Annotated in this window: 17 protein-coding genes; 7 read left to right on the plus strand and 10 right to left on the minus strand. The window is 71.1% G+C overall.

Annotated features, from left to right (window positions below; all coding sequences use genetic code 11):
- Positions 1-52: 52 nt before the first annotated feature.
- The 3 genes from C1707_RS15585 to C1707_RS15595 form a co-directional block, all read right to left on the minus strand.
- Positions 53-949, minus strand: coding sequence for an ankyrin repeat domain-containing protein (locus C1707_RS15585; protein WP_145998330.1), 897 nt, complete (start codon positions 947-949; stop codon positions 53-55).
- Positions 950-954: 5 nt separating this feature from the next.
- Positions 955-1893, minus strand: a complete 939-nt coding sequence (locus C1707_RS15590) for a Tle-like phospholipase domain-containing protein (protein ID WP_101712213.1) — start codon at positions 1891-1893, stop codon at positions 955-957.
- A 90-nt stretch (positions 1894-1983) separates the two neighbouring features.
- On the minus strand, positions 1984-2688 hold the full coding sequence (locus C1707_RS15595) for an ArsR/SmtB family transcription factor (protein ID WP_101712214.1): 705 nt from the start codon (positions 2686-2688) through the stop codon (positions 1984-1986).
- Positions 2689-2760: 72 nt separating this feature from the next.
- On the opposite strand from C1707_RS15595, the gene C1707_RS15600 reads away from it, so the two are divergent.
- On the plus strand, positions 2761-4125 hold the full coding sequence (locus C1707_RS15600) for an MFS transporter (RefSeq protein ID WP_101712215.1): 1365 nt from the start codon (positions 2761-2763) through the stop codon (positions 4123-4125).
- Here C1707_RS15600 and C1707_RS15605 read toward each other — a convergent pair.
- Both C1707_RS15605 and C1707_RS15610 read right to left on the minus strand, forming a co-directional pair.
- Positions 4122-4442 carry an immunity protein YezG family protein gene (locus tag C1707_RS15605; RefSeq protein ID WP_101712216.1) on the minus strand — a complete coding sequence of 107 codons (321 nt, stop codon included), beginning with the start codon at positions 4440-4442 and terminating at the stop codon, positions 4122-4124. The two genes, C1707_RS15600 and C1707_RS15605, sit on opposite strands and share 4 nt — an antisense overlap.
- A 31-nt stretch (positions 4443-4473) precedes the next feature.
- Positions 4474-5613 (minus strand): DNA/RNA non-specific endonuclease, encoded by a 1140-nt coding sequence (locus C1707_RS15610; protein WP_205686765.1) that lies wholly within the window; start codon positions 5611-5613, stop codon positions 4474-4476.
- Positions 5614-5769: 156 nt separating this feature from the next.
- On the opposite strand from C1707_RS15610, the gene C1707_RS15615 reads away from it, so the two are divergent.
- The 3 genes from C1707_RS15615 to C1707_RS15625 all read left to right on the plus strand — a co-directional run bounded on the left by C1707_RS15615 (position 5770) and on the right by C1707_RS15625 (position 8803).
- A complete protein-coding gene (locus C1707_RS15615) occupies positions 5770-7506 on the plus strand; it encodes a LysM peptidoglycan-binding domain-containing protein (RefSeq protein ID WP_101712217.1) in 1737 nt (578 codons plus the stop codon).
- Positions 7507-7706: 200 nt separating this feature from the next.
- Entirely contained in the window at positions 7707-8294 is a 588-nt protein-coding gene (locus C1707_RS15620; RefSeq protein WP_101712218.1) for a hypothetical protein, read from the plus strand.
- Positions 8291-8803 (plus strand): hypothetical protein, encoded by a 513-nt coding sequence (locus C1707_RS15625; RefSeq protein WP_101712219.1) that lies wholly within the window; start codon positions 8291-8293, stop codon positions 8801-8803. The genes C1707_RS15620 and C1707_RS15625 overlap by 4 nt, the downstream gene beginning before the upstream one ends.
- A 219-nt stretch (positions 8804-9022) precedes the next feature.
- Here C1707_RS15625 and C1707_RS15630 read toward each other — a convergent pair whose 3' ends face one another.
- The 5 genes from C1707_RS15630 to sctU form a co-directional block, all read right to left on the minus strand.
- Positions 9023-9532: a hypothetical protein gene (locus C1707_RS15630; protein WP_101712220.1), complete on the minus strand. Its 510-nt coding sequence runs from the start codon at positions 9530-9532 to the stop codon at positions 9023-9025.
- A gap of 72 nt (positions 9533-9604) precedes the next feature.
- Positions 9605-10369 carry a DUF6683 family protein gene (locus tag C1707_RS15635; RefSeq protein WP_101712221.1) on the minus strand — a complete coding sequence of 255 codons (765 nt, stop codon included), beginning with the start codon at positions 10367-10369 and terminating at the stop codon, positions 9605-9607.
- Between the two features lie 101 nt (positions 10370-10470).
- Positions 10471-11109, minus strand: coding sequence for a hypothetical protein (locus C1707_RS15640; RefSeq protein ID WP_101712222.1), 639 nt, complete (start codon positions 11107-11109; stop codon positions 10471-10473).
- Between the two features lie 93 nt (positions 11110-11202).
- Positions 11203-11574: a flagellar biosynthetic protein FliO gene (gene fliO, locus C1707_RS15645; RefSeq protein WP_101712223.1), complete on the minus strand. Its 372-nt coding sequence runs from the start codon at positions 11572-11574 to the stop codon at positions 11203-11205.
- Positions 11575-11592: 18 nt separating this feature from the next.
- Positions 11593-12735, minus strand: a complete 1143-nt coding sequence (gene sctU, locus C1707_RS15650; RefSeq protein ID WP_101712224.1) for a type III secretion system export apparatus subunit SctU — start codon at positions 12733-12735, stop codon at positions 11593-11595.
- A gap of 438 nt (positions 12736-13173) precedes the next feature.
- On the opposite strand from sctU, the gene C1707_RS15655 reads away from it, so the two are divergent.
- Genes C1707_RS15655 through sctC form a run of 3 tightly spaced genes read left to right on the plus strand, consistent with a single transcriptional unit; the run spans position 13174 to position 17663 of the window.
- Complete coding sequence (locus tag C1707_RS15655; RefSeq protein WP_205686766.1) at positions 13174-13698, plus strand: lytic transglycosylase domain-containing protein; 525 nt, start codon at positions 13174-13176, stop codon at positions 13696-13698.
- Between the two features lie 13 nt (positions 13699-13711).
- Positions 13712-15721, plus strand: a complete 2010-nt coding sequence (locus C1707_RS15660; protein WP_101712226.1) for a flagellar biosynthesis protein FlhA — start codon at positions 13712-13714, stop codon at positions 15719-15721.
- A gap of 13 nt (positions 15722-15734) precedes the next feature.
- Positions 15735-17663: a type III secretion system outer membrane ring subunit SctC gene (gene sctC / locus C1707_RS15665; RefSeq protein WP_101712227.1), complete on the plus strand. Its 1929-nt coding sequence runs from the start codon at positions 15735-15737 to the stop codon at positions 17661-17663.
- The last annotated feature ends 3 nt before the right edge of the window (positions 17664-17666 follow it).

Here is a 17666-nt window from a genome sequence, read left to right on the forward strand (position 1 = left end):
CACCCGAGGGGCGGCGGCATGTTCGGAACGCGGTTCGCTGAGGAGTATGCCGTCAGCGCGGCCGCTTGTCGCCGCTCTCGGTCCAGAAGCGGCGCATCCGGGCGGTGACGTCGTCCGGCGCGGCGGTCTTCCAGCCGGCGGCGCGGGCCTCCGGCGGCGGCCAGGCGCCGGTCAGGACGAGCCGGCGGGTCTGCCTGGCGTCGGGGCCGCCGGGGATGATCCAGCCGGCCTTCTTCAAGGCTTGGAGCACGCGCGGGCGGGCGGCCTGTTCTTCCGGTTCGCCGGGCCGCACCGGGCCGGCCAGCACCGTTCCCACCGTCTCGCCGTTGCTTCCCACGGCCCAGGGATCGGCGCCCTTCTCCAGCAGCAGTTCGGCGATGCGGAAGTTCTGCTGCTCGACGGCCAGCCGCAGCGGCGTCGCGCCGGTGGCGTCGTGGGCGTCCACCTTGGCGCCGTGCTGCAGCAGCAGGCGCGTCGCGCCCAGCGAGTTGAGGCCGATCGTCGCCTTCAGCGGCCAATAGGCGTCGCGTCGCTGCGGGCTGGCCCCGGCGGCGAGCAATTGCGTGGCGAAGGCCGGATCGGCGGCGCGCAGGGCCAGGCTCAGCGGGATGGCGTCGTCTTTCCCGTCGGGCGGAACGCCCAGGTCGAGCAGGGCGGCGACCATCGGCTTGTCGCAGCGGGCGATCGCCAGGCTGAGCAGGTCGCCGTTCGGCCCGCCGCGCGTGGTCTTCAGCGCCGGATCGGCGCGCAGCCGTCGCCTGGCCTCGTCGACGTCGCCCTTGAGGACGGCGGCCATCAGGTCGCGCCCGGCCTGGCCGTGATCGGCCGCTGCCAGGGCGGCGCGGGTGTCGGGCAGGGCGGTTCCGCCCACGAAGCACGATGCGAGCGCGGCGTCCGTCATCATCACCATCGAAGCCGCCAGGGCGGCGATTGCTGCGGTGCGGGTCACGAGCCTCAGTTGGCCGTGGCGCGATAGGCCGCGTCAAGGCTGGACGACAGCCAGGCCTGGCCGTGCAGGTCGCCCAGCGAGGCGTCGCCCGCCGACTGGCCCTGCGGCCCGACCGGCGTCAGCACGTGCCGCTCGCCATAGGCCGGCGGAGCGTCGGCCAGCAGGCCGCCGAAGATCGCGCCGGGGATGCCGCCGATCAGGCCGCCCAGGCCCGCGCCCAGCCAGCGGTCGCCGCCGTCCTGCACCCGGCTCAGCGGATCACCGTCCAGATAGTAGGCGTCGACCTGCGGGGCCGCCGCGCCGCCGGCGCGGGCGGCCTCCAGCGTGTCCTCATGCAGGCCCGCGGCGTTGAAGGTGTCGGCCGGCAGGCCCGAGGCCACGGCCGCCGCCGAGGCCAGCCCGCCGCCCAGCGAGTGGCCGGTCAGGGTGACGTCCTCGCCGGCGGTGCGCAGGCGCTCGCCGATCACCAGCGCCTTGTCGTAATGGCCGGAGTCCAGCCCCAGGCCCTGCTGGAAGTTGTTGCGCCAGTCCTCGGCGTTCTGGCTGCCGCGGAAGGCCACCACATAGTCGCCCTGGGCGTCGACATAGACCCGGGCGCGGAAGCTGGAGCCCGGCTCCTCCAGGTCGGTGGCGTCCAGGCCCAGGCGGGCCAGGTCGTCGGCCCCCGCGACCTCCCAGCCGGCCGGCGGGTTGGGCGTGTCGTTGTAGACGTCGGCGGCCAGCGCCATGTGCACGCGGGCTTCGGCCAGTTCCGCCGACTTGCCGCCGCCGGCCGCCGCGGCCGAAATCCGCACGTCGGCCTGGGCCGTGGTCGCGACCGCCGGCCGCGCGACGGGGGCGTCCCACTCGGCCGCCACCCGAGCGTCGACCGCGACGCGCGCCGAGGCGCTGGCGTCCAGCCGGTCGCTCGTCGCGCTGATCCCCGATCCGCCCTCGATGCGCATGACCCTGTCCCTCGGCGTTCTCGTCAGGACTCGGATGCTGCGCGCGGCGGCGGGGAGGGGCTAGCTGGGGATTTCCCTAGTGCGACGGCCTCAGGCCGCGACGTCGCCCTCGGCGTTCAGGCTCACGCCCAGGCGCTGGCGCAACTGGCGCGCGCCCTCGGCTGTCACCCGCACGGCGCGGCCTTTCGGCTCCAGCGCCAGCCAGCCGCGTCCGGTCATGGCGTCCAGCAGCTTTACGCCCAGCGGGCCGGCCAGGTGATGGCGGCGCTCGGTCCAGTCCAGGCACCGGCGGGCGATCCCGCGCGGCGAGGCCAGGCCCGCGACGCTGATCCCCAGTTCCGAGAACCAGGCGCGGCCTTCGGCGGTGACCTCGTACAGCTTGTCGTCGGCCGGTCTCAGCACCTCGCGCGCCACCAGGGCCTCGGCGACCATCACGCCCAGCCGGCCGCCCAGGTGGCCGTAGCAGCAGCGGGCGTCGCGCAGGGCGCGGGCCTGGGGCGAGCGCGGGATCTCCAGCGACCGCACGGGGGCCGCGATCGCCGACAGGGCCTCGATGGCGTGGGCCACCTCGGCCGAGGCCAGGCGGTAATAGCGATGGCGGCCCTCGCGCTCGACGCTCAGCAGCCCGCCCTCGACCAGCCTGGAAAGGTGGTTGCTGGCCGCCTGGGCGCTGACCCCGGCGACCCAGGCCAGGGCGCTTGCGGGCTGGGCGCGGCCGTCCTGCAGCGCCTGCAGCATGGCGGCGCGGACGGGGTCGCCGATCAGGGCGGCGGGGCTGGCGATATTGGCGTCCATGGCCTCACTCTACCGCGATCGCCGACGGAATGGTTCATCGGCGCGTGTAGCATCCGGCGGCGCTGTCGGCGCATGACGAGGTCCATGAGCAACAAGCCCTCCCGCCTTCCGTGGATCACGGCCGCCGCCAGCTTCGGCTTCCTGGTCACCCAGCTGGACGTGACCATCGTCAACGTCGCCCTCGACGCGATCGGCGATGCCTTCGACGCGCCCACCGCCCAGCTGCAGTGGGTGGTCGACGCCTATGTGCTGGCGCTGGCGGCGATGCTGCTGTCCGCCGGGGCGATCGGCGACCGGGTGGGACCAAAGCGGGCCTTTCTGGCGGGGCTTGTCCTGTTCGGCCTGGCTTCGGCCGCCTGCGGTTTCGCTACGGGGCCCTTGAGCCTGATCCTGGCCCGCGTCGCCCAGGGCGCGGCTGGGGCGCTGCTGATCCCGCCGTCGCTGGCCCTGATCGCCCACGCCGCCCATGGCGACGACCGCCGCCGCGTGGCCGCTGTCGGCTGGTGGACGGCCGCCGGCGGGGTGTCGATCGCCGCCGGACCGGTGCTGGGCGGCCTTCTGGTCGAGACGCTTGGCTGGCGCTGGGTGTTCTTCGTCAACCTGCCGCTCTGCGCCATCGGCGCGGTGCTGGCCCTGTTGGTCGCGCCCGCCACGCCGGCCAAGCCCCGCGTTCCCTTCGACCTGCCGGGCCAGGCCCTGGCGGTGGCGGCCGTCACCCTGCTGGTCGGCGGCCTGATCGAGGGCGGCCATCGCGGCTGGGGCGGCGCGCCGCTGGCGGCCCTCGCGGCCGGCCTGGTCCTCGCTGCCGTCTTCGTGGCGTTCGAGCGCCACGCCAAGCACCCGGCCATGCCGCTCACCGTGTTTCGCAGCCGCCCGGCCTGGAGCGCGGTGGTCGTCGGCTCGGCCCTGAACTTCACCTATTACGGCCTGATCTTCGTGCTGGGCCTCTACATGCTGCGGACCTTGCACTGGAGCCCGGGCAAGGCCGGCCTGGCCTTCCTGCCGCTGACGGCGACCTTCATCGTCTCCAACCTGGCCAGCGGATCGCTGGTCGGCCGCTTCGGCGCCCGGACCATCACCAGCGGCGGGGTGCTGGTCGCCGCCTGCGGCTACGCCCTGACCGCGCGGCTGGGCGCCGAGAGCGGGGTGCTCGACATGCTGCCGGGCTTTGCTTTGATCCCGGGCGGCATGGGCCTGGCGATCCCGGCCCTGACCAGCGGCCTCCTGGCCAGTGTCGATCGCCACGACGCGGGCGCGGCCTCTGGCGTGCTCAACGCCTGCCGCCAGGTCGGCGGCGCGGCGGGGGTGGCGATCTTCGGCGCGCTGGCGGGGGCGGGGATCGCCACGGGCCTGCGAGCCTCGGCCATCTTGGCGACGGCGATGCTGGTCGCGGCGGCGGGGGTGCTGCTGGCGCCGGGCCGGCGGGGCGGCGCCTAAGCCGCCGCGTAGTCGTACTTCAGGTCGAACGCGCCGTCGGACTTCAGCGAGAACACCGCCTTCGACCACGGCTCGTGAGCGCTAGACGCCGTCAGGCGGTGCAGGTTCCGCAGCGCCTTCGACACCGTATAGTCCAGCTTGCGCACGTCCAGATCGGCCACACCGCCGGCGGCCTTGGTGTAGTCGCCGGTCAGGCCCACCGAGCCGTCGATGACGTCGACATGCAGGCGGATCTCCGACCAGGGCTCGGCCACGCTGTCGGCCAGGGCCTGGCCGACGTGGCGGTAGATGCCTTCGGGGCTGTCGATGTCGGCCATGGAATCCTCCGGGAGGCGGTCTTGCGCGAACTTAGTCGTTGAAGAAGGTGCGGGTCGAGGGCTTGCCGTCGATGACGTACTCCACCCTGAACGCATCGGGCCGCTTGGAGGCGCCCTCGAACACCGCCTTGATGTCGACGTCGACCTGCTTGCCCTCCTTCAGGGCGGCGGCCCACTCGTTCTCCATCACCTTCCAGCCGCTCTTGTTCAGCGTGCCGTCCATGGCGTGGTAGTTGATCTGCTCGCCGGGGCCGTTGAAGATCGCCGCGATCAGGTGGCCGCCCTCGTCGCCGTCGACCCCGTCCTTGATCCCGCCTTCCTGGCCCGCCTTGGTCTGCTGGTAGCCGTTGCGGTCGGCGTGCTTCAGGTCGAGCGTGCCGGTGACCTGCTCCACCCGGCCGCTGGCGTCGGTGGAATAGGTGTAGCGGCCGCTGACCACGTAGTCGGTGTTGGGCGCCAGGTCGCCGTTCAGCTTGGCGTTCCAGCCGCCCTTGGCGCCTTGGTCCAGTTCCACGCGCGGACGGGCGGAAAGCGCCTCGTCCAGCTTGCGGCTGGCGGTCTCCAGAGTCTCGCGGGCGCTGGCGGGCAGCTTGTCCAGCGGCAGGGCGTCGATCGCGCCCTTCAGCTTTTCCAGCGCCGGCTTGGCGGCGGCGGCGAAGGCGCTGTCGACCTTGGCCAGGTCGGCGGCCTTGCTCACCGTCTCGGCCCACTTGCCGAGCTTGCCCAGCTTGGCCGCGTCGCCGATGTAGGGAACCATGCTGACGGCCGACAGGCCCGCGCCCAGGAAGTCGCCGCGGAACAGCGAGATCACGCCGTTCACCCCGTCGGAGATCGGCGTCGGGTCGAACAGACCCGCCACGTCCAGCGCCATCTGGCCCAGGTCGAGGATCAGCTCCTGCTTCTGGGCGGCCGTGGCCGCGTCCATGTCGTCGGCCAGGCGCTTCTGGTCGGCGGGCGACAGGTCGGCCTCGATCTCGGCGCGCAAGCTCTGTGCCTTGGCCGGATCGGACTTTGCGATCTCGGAGAGCTGTCCGGCCAGGTCGCTGGTGTTCAGCTGGCCGCCAGTGCGGCTGGCGGCGACCAGGCCGGCCGCCTCGGTCGAGACGCTTGCCGTGTTCGATACGGCGCGCGTTGAGGCCCCGATGGACTCGGCCGCGTTCAGTCCGGACATGGATGCCTCCGTTGCGCCTCGACTGACGCGACGATGGCCGGGGGCGGAAAGCGCCGATAGCTGGGCGCATCCCTAGCTAGGGATAACCCTAGTTATGCGGCCGGCGGGCCGGGACTAGCGTCCTTCACAGGAAAGCGTCCGTACCAGGAGTTGCCGATGACCGCCGTGTCCCTCAACACCCAGTCATCCGTTTCAGGCTCCGGCGGCGGGCGCTCGAGCGACTACGTGGTCAGGAGCGGCGACACCCTGTCGGCCATCGCCGAGAAACACGGGGTCTCGCTGGACGCCCTGATCCGCGCCAATCCGCAGATCACCAATCCCAACGTCATCCGGCCCGGCCAGGAAGTCAGCTTGCCGACGGGGGCGGCGGCCGAGCCGCGCAGCTACACCGTCGAGGCGGGCGACAACCTCTCCAGCATCGGCGCCGAATTCGGCGTCTCCTGGCAGTCGATCGCCCAGGCCAACCGGCTGTCGAACCCCAACCTGATCAATGTCGGCCAGGAGCTGCTGATCCCCGGCGGCGGCGCGGCCGCCCGTCCGGCGCCGGCCGCGACGACCGAGACGGCGACCACGCCGGGCGCGACCGCCACGGGCCAGGCCACGGGCGTGCTGCCGTCGACCCAGGGCATGAGCGAGGCCCAGAAGTACGAGCTCTATTCCGGTTACGTGAACGCCTATGGCGACGCCCAGGCCAAGGCTGACCTCGCCGCCGGCAAGCAGGTGATCCTGGGGCTGCGCACCGAGACCAGCCTGAACGCCAACGGCGGCAAGGGCGCCTATGACGACCGGGTCGTCGTGCTGCAGAAGGGCGGCAAGGTCCAGGAGTTCGCGGCCAACACCGAGCCCTCGGCCCAGTACGACGGCCGCTACGGGGCCGACTTCAACGGCGACGGCCGCAAGGAACTGGGGCGGATCGCCGAAGGCACGGTCACCTTCCAGAAGAGCACGAGCTCCAGCCTGGGCAATGTGCTGCGCCCGACCGAGAACCACGCCATCCAGCGCGACACCAACCACGACGGCCGGATCGACGACAACGACGCCAAGGGCAAGGGCGTCAGCACCGACAACTCGTTCCTGTTCCACGCCGGCGGCAATTCCAACACCGGCTCGGCCGGCTGCCAGACGCTGAAGCCGGGCGATTTCCAGTCGTTCTGGAACGGCCTGGGGAACCAGGGCGCCTTCAACTACGTGCTGGTGAACGTCGACCGGCAGGGCCCGCCCGGCGGCGCGACCGTCACGACGCAGACGCAAGGTTCGAGCGACGCGCGCATCGGCGCCCTGTCCGAACGGTACGAGACCGGCGGGCGCGGCCCCGGCACGGTGTCGAGCGGCGCGGGCGATCCCGGCGGCGTCTCCTACGGCACCTATCAGCTGGCCGGTAATCGCGGCCGTCCCCAGCAGTTCCTCGCGGCCGAGGGCCGCCAGTGGGCCGCCGAGTTCGGCGGCGCCGCGCCCGGCTCGGCCAGCTTCACCGCCACCTGGAAGGCGATCGCCGCCCGCGAACCCGAGAAGTTCGAGGCCGCCCAGCACGACTACATCCAGCGCACCCACTACCAGGTGCAGCTCGACACGGTGAAGACCGCCACGGGCCTTGATCTCTCCACCCGCTCGGCGGCGATCCGCGACGTCGTCTGGTCCACCTCGGTGCAGCACGGGCCGGAGACCGGCGCCATCGTCAAGGCGATGGCCAGGGTCGAAGGGCAGGGGCTCTCGCCCGCCGACGGCAAGGCCTACGACCGCGCCCTGATCAACGCGATCTACGACGAGCGCAGCAAGCGCAACGACGCCGGCCAGCTGGCCTACTTCACCAGCGCCTCTGCCGGCGTGCAGGTCTCGGTCGCCAACCGCTTCGCCAGCGAACGCCAGGACGCCCTGGCCATGCTGGGTCGATGAGAACCGCCGCGGCGGGCCCGCGTTGAACTGGCGGGCCCGCTCCGGATCAACCGACGATGAAGTTTGCTCCCCCAACCCTCATCGCCCTCGCGCTGGCCGTTGCCGGTTGTGAGCGACCGGCGGCGGCCGATCCCCCCCTACCCATGGCCGCCGCCGGCACCGCTGACGCCTCCACGCACGGGCTGGCGGGAAGATATGTGATGAGCGGGCAGCGCCGGGGCCTGCTGACCCTGACGCCAAAGGGCGAGGCCTGGCGCGTCAGCCTGTCGGGCGGCGCGCTCGCCGACGGCGCCGCGACGGCCGCCGACTGCGAGCTCGAGGCCGAGGGGCCGTTGAAGGACGGCCGCATCGCGGCGCGGGTCGTGCCCTTCGAAGGCGCGAACATCTCGCTCAGCGCCGAAGATCTGGCGGCCCATCCGGCCAAGGCCGAAGTGACCCTGAACGCGGAGGCGGCGATCGTGAGCACGGACTTCCAGGGCTGCGGCGTCGGCGCCGACCTTTCCGGCCGCTATGTGCGCCCCGCGCCGGGCGCGATCTCCGAGGGGGACAGCGTGGCCGACCTGTCGGCGGCCCTGCCGGACGCGCGGCTGACCGTTCTCGACGGCTATCCCTGGGCCCGCTTCGCCGTCGAGCGCGGCGGCAAGCGCCTGGCGGTCGTGCAGTTCGACGGCGAGAACGAAGAACTGGCCGACGGCCGCAACAGCCAGCAGGCGATCGGCGCGCAGGTGGGGTGGAGCGCGCTCAAGCCGGCCCTGCGGGTCGTCAAGGTCGAGGGAGGCGCCTCGTGATCCGTCCCGTCGAGCGCAGCTCCAACGCCGATCTCTCCACCTGGACGCCGTCGACCACGGCCGCCCGGGCCGGGGTGGCGCGGCTGGCGATCGAGGCCATGGCGACCGTCGCCGGCGCGGCCCTGGTGGATCCGTTGCGCGGCGGAGACCGCGGCCAGGCCGCCGCCTTCGTCTGGGCCGAGCACGGCCAGTCGAGCATGGCCCAGGTGGGGGCCGACCTGCGGATCCTGGCGGCCCAGAGCGGCCAGTCGGTGGCCGGCCGGCTGTCGGCGACGTCTCCCGTCGACGCGGGCCGCATCGAGCGGGTGCTGGCCGACTTCGCCCGCGAGCTGCGCGCCCAGGCGGCCGACAAGCCGCACCTGACTCCGTCGGCCATCGTCGAGCCGCTGCTGCGCTCGGTCGCCGCCGGCCTGCAGCGCGAACAGGCGCCCGGATCGGCGCGCGGCGATGTCGTCGAACAGTTCGTGCGGATCATCGACGGCGCGACCGCCGAGCTGAAGGCCGTCTAGGGGGATCAACAACGCCCTCGATCCTCGAGCCCCAATCATCGTCATCCCGGCCGCAGCGAAGCGAAGAGCCGGGACCCAGGGGCCGCTGCACTATTGCGGCCGCGGGAATGGTCAACCTAGTCGCCGAGCCCAGTCTCCTGGGTCCCGGGTCTGCGGATCGCTTCGCGATCCTTCGCCCGGGATGACGACCTTTGCTGGGCTCAAGTTGAGCAGAAGCTCTTAGTCCTTCACCGGCCCTTGTTCCGGCGTCGCGGCGCTGGTGTCGGTGCGGGTCAGATTGGCCAGGGCGGCGGCCGGGCGATCGAGCTTGTTGTGAACCGCCAGGGTCACGTCCATCCACGCCTGACCGCGCATCTGGCTCCACCACTCGTCGTGAACGGCAGCTTGGAAGTCGCCATTGACCCGCTCCGAGCGGGTCTCGACCACCGGGTCGGCGACGGTGTCGGCGGTGTCTTCCACGACGCCCACCGTGTCGTCGACCACGCCGCCGACGCCGTCCAGCAGGCCGCCCAGCCCCTTGCCCAGCAGCGCGCCTTCCAGGGCGCCGCGCTGGGCGGGCGGCAGGCCGTTCAGCGCCTGGGCCGTCTGGGCGGGACCGGCGGCGGCGAAGGCCGCGGCGTCCACCTCGCCGGTGCGCTGGAAGCGGTCGACGGCGTCGTCCAGCCGGTCGGGACGCGGAGCGGGCGCGGCGGCGGCGCGGGCCGGGGCGGAAGGGTTTTGCACGATCATGGCTGAAGCCTCCTGCCCAGAGCCTGCGCCGGACCTTTCGCCGTCGCTACTGGGGTTTTCCCGATCGGGCGATCAGCGCGTGAAGCCGGCCTCGGTCAGCTTCAGCTGCCGCAGGTCGATGCTCATCTCGTTGCGGAAGCGGGCAACGGCGGCCTCCGACAGCTGGCGGCTCAGCGTGGTGTTCTTCTTGGCGGCGGCGTCGGAGAAGGCCGAGCCCTGGGCCACGAAGTTCAGCATGAACACCTCGGCCATCTCCTGCTTGCCGGCGTCGTCGAGGCGGGCGAAGGCGGGATTGGAGCCGAGCGCCTGCGAGACCTGCCCGCGCACGCCCTGCACCTGGGCGCGGTTGGCGAAGGGCACGTTGTTGGCGATCTGCCAGTTCTGCACCCAGTAGGCGGTCATGGCGTCGGCCACGTCGCCGCGCCGCAGGCCGTCGACCGCGACGTGCTTTTCCCAGGCGCCCAGCAGGTCCTTCTGCTGCACGGCCTGGCGCAGGCGGTCGCCGTTGGTCGGATCGCGCTTGGCGACGAAGTCGGCGAACTGGCCGCGCACGCGGGTGGAGACGGCGGGGGAGGGACGGTAGCGGGTGCTGACGGCCGCGGCGTTGCGCTGGGCCGAAAGACTGGCGCCCGCCGAGGGGCGGGCCGCCTGGGAGCGGGTGCGGCCGCCGCGCTGCACCGTCGAGCCCAGCACGTTGTTCATCTGGCCCACCGACATCATCGACGACCCGAAGTCCATGTACTGGGTGCCGATGCTGGAGAAGTCTTGCGCCGCGGCCGGCAGGCCGATCATCAGGGCGGCGACGGCGCTGAGCGCGGGAACGAGGCGGCGGGTCATCCGGTGTGCTCCACTGTTTTTCCAACCCTGACGTGCAATATTGACAAGAAAACGACAGGCGGCCAGATGGCCGCCTGTCTTTTCTACTGTAGAGCTTGAGTTTAACCCTTGCGGGCGAGGGTCGAGCCGGCTTCGCCGATGGACTTGATCGAGTTGTTCAGGGCCTGGCTGACCATGTTCATCTCCTGGCCCAGGGCCTGGATCTCGGCGGTCAGCTGGCCGTACTTGGAGTCCTTGGAGTCCAGGCCGCCCAGCTCGTCGGTCTTGGCCTTCATCTGACCCATCTTGCCGTCCATCACCTTGCCCAGCGCCTTGGCGAGAGCGACCAGGAAGCTGTCGCCCTTGGTCGACTTGCCTTCGCCGCCGTCGCGGACACTTTCCAGGATCGAGTTGGTCCAGCTCTGGGCCACGTCCTCGGCGGTGCGCTGCAGGTCGCCCTGCTCGGCCGGGCTGAAGCCGAAGGTGTCGGCGGCGCCCTGGACCGCTTCGGTCAGGCTCTGGGCCGCGCCGCCCGGATTGCCGGTGGCGGCCTGGAAGACGCCCTGGGCCAGGTCGATCACGCCCTGCGGCAGGCCCAGCTGCTGACCGACCTGCTGGATCACCTGGCTGGCGACCGAGCTGATGATCTGCTGGAAGATCGACTGGAAGGCCAGCGAGGTGCCGCCGGTGAGCGCCGCCAGGGCGACGGTGCTGAACAGGCTGCCGATGTTGAGACCGCCGCCGCTGAAGATGCCGGACATGTTTCGAACTCCGCGATTTTGAAATCTGTCGTCCTCGGTCCCGCGTTCATCGCTGCGACCTGACGACGCAAGACAACCATTCCGGGTCGATCGTCAGTAGTCGGGTCGTTCCCTAGCTAGGGTTTTCCCTATCAGCCGGCGCATGGCGGCCGAGGGCTGGGCCGCGCGCATGCGGGCCTCGTCGGCGGCGCGGGCCTCGGCGGCGATCTCCTCGGGGCTGCGCGTGCGGCGGTCCAGCACGGTGATCTGGCCGGCGGTCACGCCCAGCAGGAAAACCTCGTCGCGATAGGCCACCAGGGTCAGCCGCTCGCGCTGGCCCACGGGCAGGGCCCGCAGGTAGCGGATCTGGTCGTCGCTGGCGGGGCCCGCCTGCACCCGCTTGAGCAGCTTCAGCGAGAAGAACGCCAGGCCAAGCACGATGGCCAGGGCGATGGCGACGGTCAGCAGGTCGAGGATGGCGCTCACGAAGGCTCCGTCTGGCGGCTAGGGCAGGGGCGGGAAGCTGGGTCCGGCCGGCGGCGCGTCGTCGGAGCCGCTCCTGGCGGCCGCCTCGGCGGCGGCCTGGGACTGCTCGTCCTTCAGCCGACGGGCCCACAGGATCACCTCGGCCACGGCGGCGAACAGGTCCTGGGGCACTATGTCGTCGATGGCGGCCTTGTCGCGCAGCGCGCGGGCCAGCTCGACGTTGCGGATGATCGGCACGCCGGCCTCCTCGGCCGCCTCGCGCATGGTCTGGGCGATCGGGCCCTCGCCCTTGCCCAGCAGCACCGGGGCGGCGTGCTCGGCCGGGTCGTAGGCCAGGGCGCAGGCGATGTGAGTAGGGTTGACCACCAGCACCGAGGCGTCGCGCGCGGCCTGGGCGGCGTTCTGCTGCGCCCATTCCTGGTGCAGCTGGCGCCGGTGGGCCTTCACGTGCGGATCGCCCTCGGAATCCTTCATCTCCTGGCGGATGTCGCGCCGGCTCATCCGCATCTTCTTGGTGAAGCTGTGGCGCTGGTAGGCCAGGTCCAGCAGCGACACGAACACGAACAGCAGCACCGTCCCCGCCAGCAGCTTGAACGTCAGCCCGCCATAGGCCGACAGCGCGCCGTCGGCCTCGCCGGCGGGCAGGGCCATCAGCTTGTCGAACGACAGCGCCACGACGATCCAGGTGAACACGCCCAGCAACAGGGTCTTGGCCAGCGACTTGGCCACCTCGAACAGGTTGTCGAGGCTGAACATGCGCTTGAGCCCCTCGCCGGGGTTCATGTGCGACATCTTCGGGCTCATCTTCTCGAAGGTGAAGACCGGCCCGACCTGGCCGAATTCCGCCAGCATGCCGAAGATCGCCACGGGCACGAAGGTGATCGCTGTCAGCAGCACGAAGGCCTTGCCGGCGGCCGCGCCGGCGATGGGCCAGGCCTCGGCGAACGGCCGGTCCATGACCGCGAACACCTCGTCGAACAGGCCCCCCAGGCGGTCGAAGGCGTAGCCCGCCGTCATCGCGCCCAGCAGCAGCCAGACGCCCAGCACGGCGGTCGAGGTCAGGTCCTTGGATTTCGGAACGTCGCCCTTCTTGCGGGCGTCCGACAGCCGCTTGGGTGTCGGCTTCTCCGTCTTGTCCCCGCCGTCGTTCTTTTCAGCCATAGCGTGTGTTCGAGCGCGATCGCGAAAGATGTCGGACGTTCGCCGACCGGTGAGATGCCGACAATGGCGTCAATCATGGCTAAAAAGCGGCGAGCTTAGCCATAGTAGTAGTTAAGCTGAGCCATAGAATTTGTTGTCTGGTAAGCAGTATACTGAGTATGAAAATTGTTTTAACTCCGAGGTTGACAGGATTGATGCGCCAAAGTTAGCTTTTGAATGGGTAGTATGCACAGGCGGGGCGCTGCATAGAGGGATAAATTTATGCGCAAGTTCCGCGTAGTGGCGTCGAGCGTGTGTTTAGTCTTATTTTCTTCAAGTCCAGTGTTCGCATATGAATGCGTGACTGCCGACGGCTTGAAGTTCAGCAGCGCTCTCCCGATCAATGAAAAGTTTTCGCTGGCGCGCATAGATTGCGTTGAGGAAACACAACCGACAGGGGTGTCGGAACAGCTCCGTCTCTATGACGGCCCCCAGGTGGCGACCGCCGTTATCTCGGCTGGACGTGTCGCGTCGGCGCCGGTCGTCATCGCCAGGGGCGCCCGCGGGCCGGCCCTCTACGCGCCGCTGGTGGCCGCCGCCGGCCGCGACTTCGACATCGATCCGGACCTGCTGCAGGCGGTCATGCACGTGGAATCGCGGGCCAATCCGGGGGCGATCTCCCCCAAGGGCGCCCGGGGCCTGATGCAGATCATGCCGGCCACCGCCAAGCGCTTCGGGGTGCGCGATCCGGCGGTCGAGCTGGGCGACCCGATGGTCAACATCCGCACCGGCGCGGCCTATCTGAAGACCCTCCAGGGCCACTTCGGCAACGACCTGGAACTGGTGCTGGCGGCCTACAACGCCGGCGAGGGGGCCGTCATGAAGTACGGCCGCAAGATCCCGCCCTACCGCGAGACGCAAGGCTACGTCGCCAGCGTCCTCGACCGATACCGCGGCCTGGTTTCAGCGCGCGGCGGCTTCTGAGGACCCATCTCCCATGAGCGTCGAAGGCTATCTCAAGCGCCTGCAAAGGCGGCCGCGCCAGGGCGTCATGGCGCGCTTCAGCGACCTGTTCCTGGTGGCGGGCGTCGTGGCGATCGTCGCCCTGATGATCCTGCCGCTCCCGGCCCTGGCGCTCGACGCGCTGGTGGCGGTCAACATCTGCTTCGGCGTGATGCTGCTGCTGATCGCGATCTACATCTCGACGATCGTCGAGTTCTCGGTGTTCCCGAGTCTCCTGCTGATCACCACGCTCTACCGGCTGGCCCTGTCGATCGCCACGACCCGGATGATCCTGATCGAGGGTCACGCCGGGCACATCATCGACACCTTCGGCACGATGGTCGCCGGCGGCAATCTGGTGGTCGGCCTGGTGGTGTTCCTGATCATCACCGTCGTGCAGTTCATCGTCATCGCCAAGGGCGCCGAGCGGGTCGCCGAGGTGGCCGCGCGCTTCAGCCTCGACGCCATGCCGGGCAAGCAGCTGTCGATCGACAGCGACCTGCGCTCGGGCATGATCGACAAGGACGAGGCCAAGCGCCGCCGGCGCGTGCTGGAGATGGAGAGCAAGCTCCACGGCAGCCTCGACGGCGCGATGAAGTTCGTCAAAGGCGACGCCATCGCCAGCATCATCATCGTGGTGATCAACCTGCTGGGCGGCCTGGCCATAGGCATGCTGCAACAGGGCCTCGACTTCGGCTCGGCGATCCATAAGTACTCGATCCTGACCATCGGCGACGGCATGGTCACCCAGATCCCGGCGCTGCTGGGCGCCATGGCCGCCGGCCTGATCGTCACCCGCACGACCGACGAGGACAGCGAGACCCACCTGGGCGACGCCATGCGCCGGCAGTTCGCGGCCAAGCCCCGGGTGTTCCTGGTGGCGGGCGGCATCTGCTGGCTGATGGCCCTGGTGCCCGGCTTCCCGGTCGTGGTGTTCCTGCTGCTGGGCGGCGTGGCCATCGTCACCGGCGCCCTGGTCGACGCCGACATGCGCGCCCGCCTGACCCGCAAGATCGCCCCGGCCCGCGCCGCCGCCGAAGAGGCCAAGGCCTCGCCGGCCGCCGCCCGCACCAAGATCACAGAGGCCCAGCCTGTCGTGCCGCTGCTGCTCGAGCTCGACGGCGAGGGCGTGCGCCGCCACGAGGCCGCCGTCATGACCCGGGGCCTGGAGGAGGTGTTGGAGGAGTTCGAGCTGCGCCTGGGCGTGGCCCTGCCGCGCGCATCGTTCCACTACGGCGAGAACGGCGGCGCGCCCCGCTGGCGGCTGCTGGCCTTCGAGGCCCCGATCGGCGCCGGCGAGCTGGCCCATCCGGCCGACCTGTCGGAGCTGCAGGACGCCGTGCGCCAGGCCCTGCGCCGCAACGCCGGCCTGTTCGTCGGCATCCAGGAGGCCAGCAACCTGCTGACCCGCGCCGGCTCGGAATATCCCGAGGTGGTCAAGGAAGCCGCCCGCGCCCTGCCTCTGGCCCGCATCGCCGAGGTCATGCGCCGCCTGGCCGAGGAGGAGGTGCCGCTGCGCAACCAGCGCGACATCCTCGAGGCCCTGGCCGACGCCGGCCAGCGCGAGAAGGATCCGCTGGCGCTGACCGAGTTCGCCCGCGTCGCCCTGCGCCGCCAGATCAGCCACCGTTACGCCCCCGACGGCGCGCTGAAGGCCGTGGTGCTGGAGCCGGCCCTGGAGCAGCACCTGCGCGAGTCGATCCGCACCGGCGGCGGCGCCCAGCAGCTGGCGCTGGATCCCGAGATGAGCCGCCGGGTCACCGACGCCCTGCTGGCCAAGGTCGACGAGACCGGCGCTGGCGTCGTCCTGGCCGCCATCGACCTGCGCCGGCACGTGCGCAAGCTGATCGAGGCCCGCGCCTTCGACCTGGGCGTCCTGTCCTTCCACGAACTGCTGCCGACCCTGCGGCTGGACGTGGCCGGCCGCGTGGCCTTCCCGCGCGAGCCCCTCACCGTTGTGCCCAACGATCCCGACCCGCCGCCGCCCGAGTCCGCGGCCGCCTGAACCCGGAGACAGAATGTCGCTTCCGAAGGATCCTGCTGCTGTTCGCTCTGACCATCCGCGTAGGGCCGCCCGCCTCGGCGTCGCCGCGGCCGTGGCCGCCGCGCTCGCCGCGACCGCGCCCCAGGTGCAGGCCGGAGAGGTCCCGCTGGGCGCCCGCAGCGTCGACCTGACCGCGCGCGAGCAGCCGATCGCCCAGTTCCTGCAGAACTTCTACAGCCAGATCGGCGTGCCGGTGGTGATCTCCTCGCAGGTCACCGGCACGATCAACGGCGTCTTCCGCGGCCCGGCCGCCAAGATCGACGCCGACATCTCCAAGGCCTTCGACCTCGTCACCTACTACGATGGCGGCGCGGCCTACGTGTACACCGCCGCGCAGATCTCCAGCCGCAGCTTCCCGATCTCGGGCTCGGCCTCGCGACGCGTCGACCGCGCGGCCCGACAGCTGGACCTGCTGGACGGCCGCAACACCCTGCGCGCCACGGGCGACATGCTGGTGGCCACCGGCGCGCCGCGCTTCCTGCAGCAGGTGGACGAGCTGGCCCGGGGCGGCGTGCAGGCCGAGGCCGTCTCGCCGACGCTGCAGTACCGGGTGTTCTACCTGCGCTACGGCTGGGCCGACGACGTGAACCTGACGGTCGGCGCCAAGCAGGTGACGATCCCGGGCGTCGCCTCGATCATCCGCTCGCTGGTCAGTTCCGATCCCAACGAACGGGCCGGCGCGGCCGCTCGCAGCGAGACCCCGATCCCCGCCGCCGTCCAGGGCCTGCGCGGCCAGGGGCTGGCGACGCTGGGCACGCCCAACCCGGGCGGCGCCTTCTATGGCGGCCAGGACGGGCAGGGGACCCTGGGCACGCCGCTGGCCAACGAGCAGACTGGCGTCTACTCGCCGCAGAACCCGATCCGGGTGCAGGCTGACAGCCGCCTCAACGCCGTCATCGTCCGCGACGTGGCCGAGCGCATGTCGGCCTACGAGGAACTGGTCCGCGCCCTCGACGTCGAGCCCCAGCTGCTCGAGGTCGAGGCGGCGATCATCGACATCGACACCACCAAGGCCCGCGACCTGGGCGTCAACTGGCGCTTCGACGACGGCAACGGCGGCATCCAGTTCGGCCGCGGTCCCAACGCCCCGGCCGGGCTGGAGGACGGCAACCTGGTGCGCGGCAACACCTCGCCCAAGCCCTACCAGGGCTTCCTGGCCTCGACGATCATCGGCAACGGCGACTATTTCGCCGCCCGTCTCAACGCGCTCGAGACCGAGGGCGTCGCCCGCGTCGTCTCGCGGCCGCAGATCGTGACCCTGTCCAACGTCGAGGCGGTGTTCGAGAACAGCCGCGACTTCTATGTCCGCCTGGCCGGCGAACGCGACGTCGACCTCTTCAACGTCACCGCCGGCACCACCCTGCGCGTCACCCCGCACGTCACCCGCGACGGGACCCAGACCCGCATCCGCATGCTGGTGACCATCGAGGACGGCTCGCTGACCAGCGCCAGCGTCGACAACATTCCGGTCGTGCGCCGCGCGGCGCTGAACACCCAGGCCCTGATCCAGGAGGGGCAGAGCCTCCTGCTGGGCGGCATGACCGTACAGTCCGACACCACCGGCTCGGAGAAGATCCCGGTGCTGGGCAACATCCCGGTGCTGGGCAACCTCTTCAAGGTGCAGTCGCGCAGCAGCGGCCGCATCGAGCGGATGTTCCTGATCACGCCGCGCCTGGCCTCGATCGCCGCGCCGCGCTCCACCACCCAGGCGGGCCTGCGCTACGACGCCCCCGCGTCCGGGTTCGAGAACGCCCCGCTGCCGGCGGCGCCCAAGCTGCCCTCCGACCGAAAACCGCCGCCGAAGTCGGCCCCGCGCGGGCCCGCCCAGCCGCTGCCGCCCGCGCCCGCGCCGGCCGAGCAGTCGCCCTACGGCACGATGAAACCCATCCCCAATCCGAGCTAGGCC

The organism is Caulobacter flavus (assembly GCF_003722335.1).
Taxonomy (GTDB): Bacteria; Pseudomonadota; Alphaproteobacteria; order Caulobacterales; family Caulobacteraceae; genus Caulobacter; species Caulobacter flavus.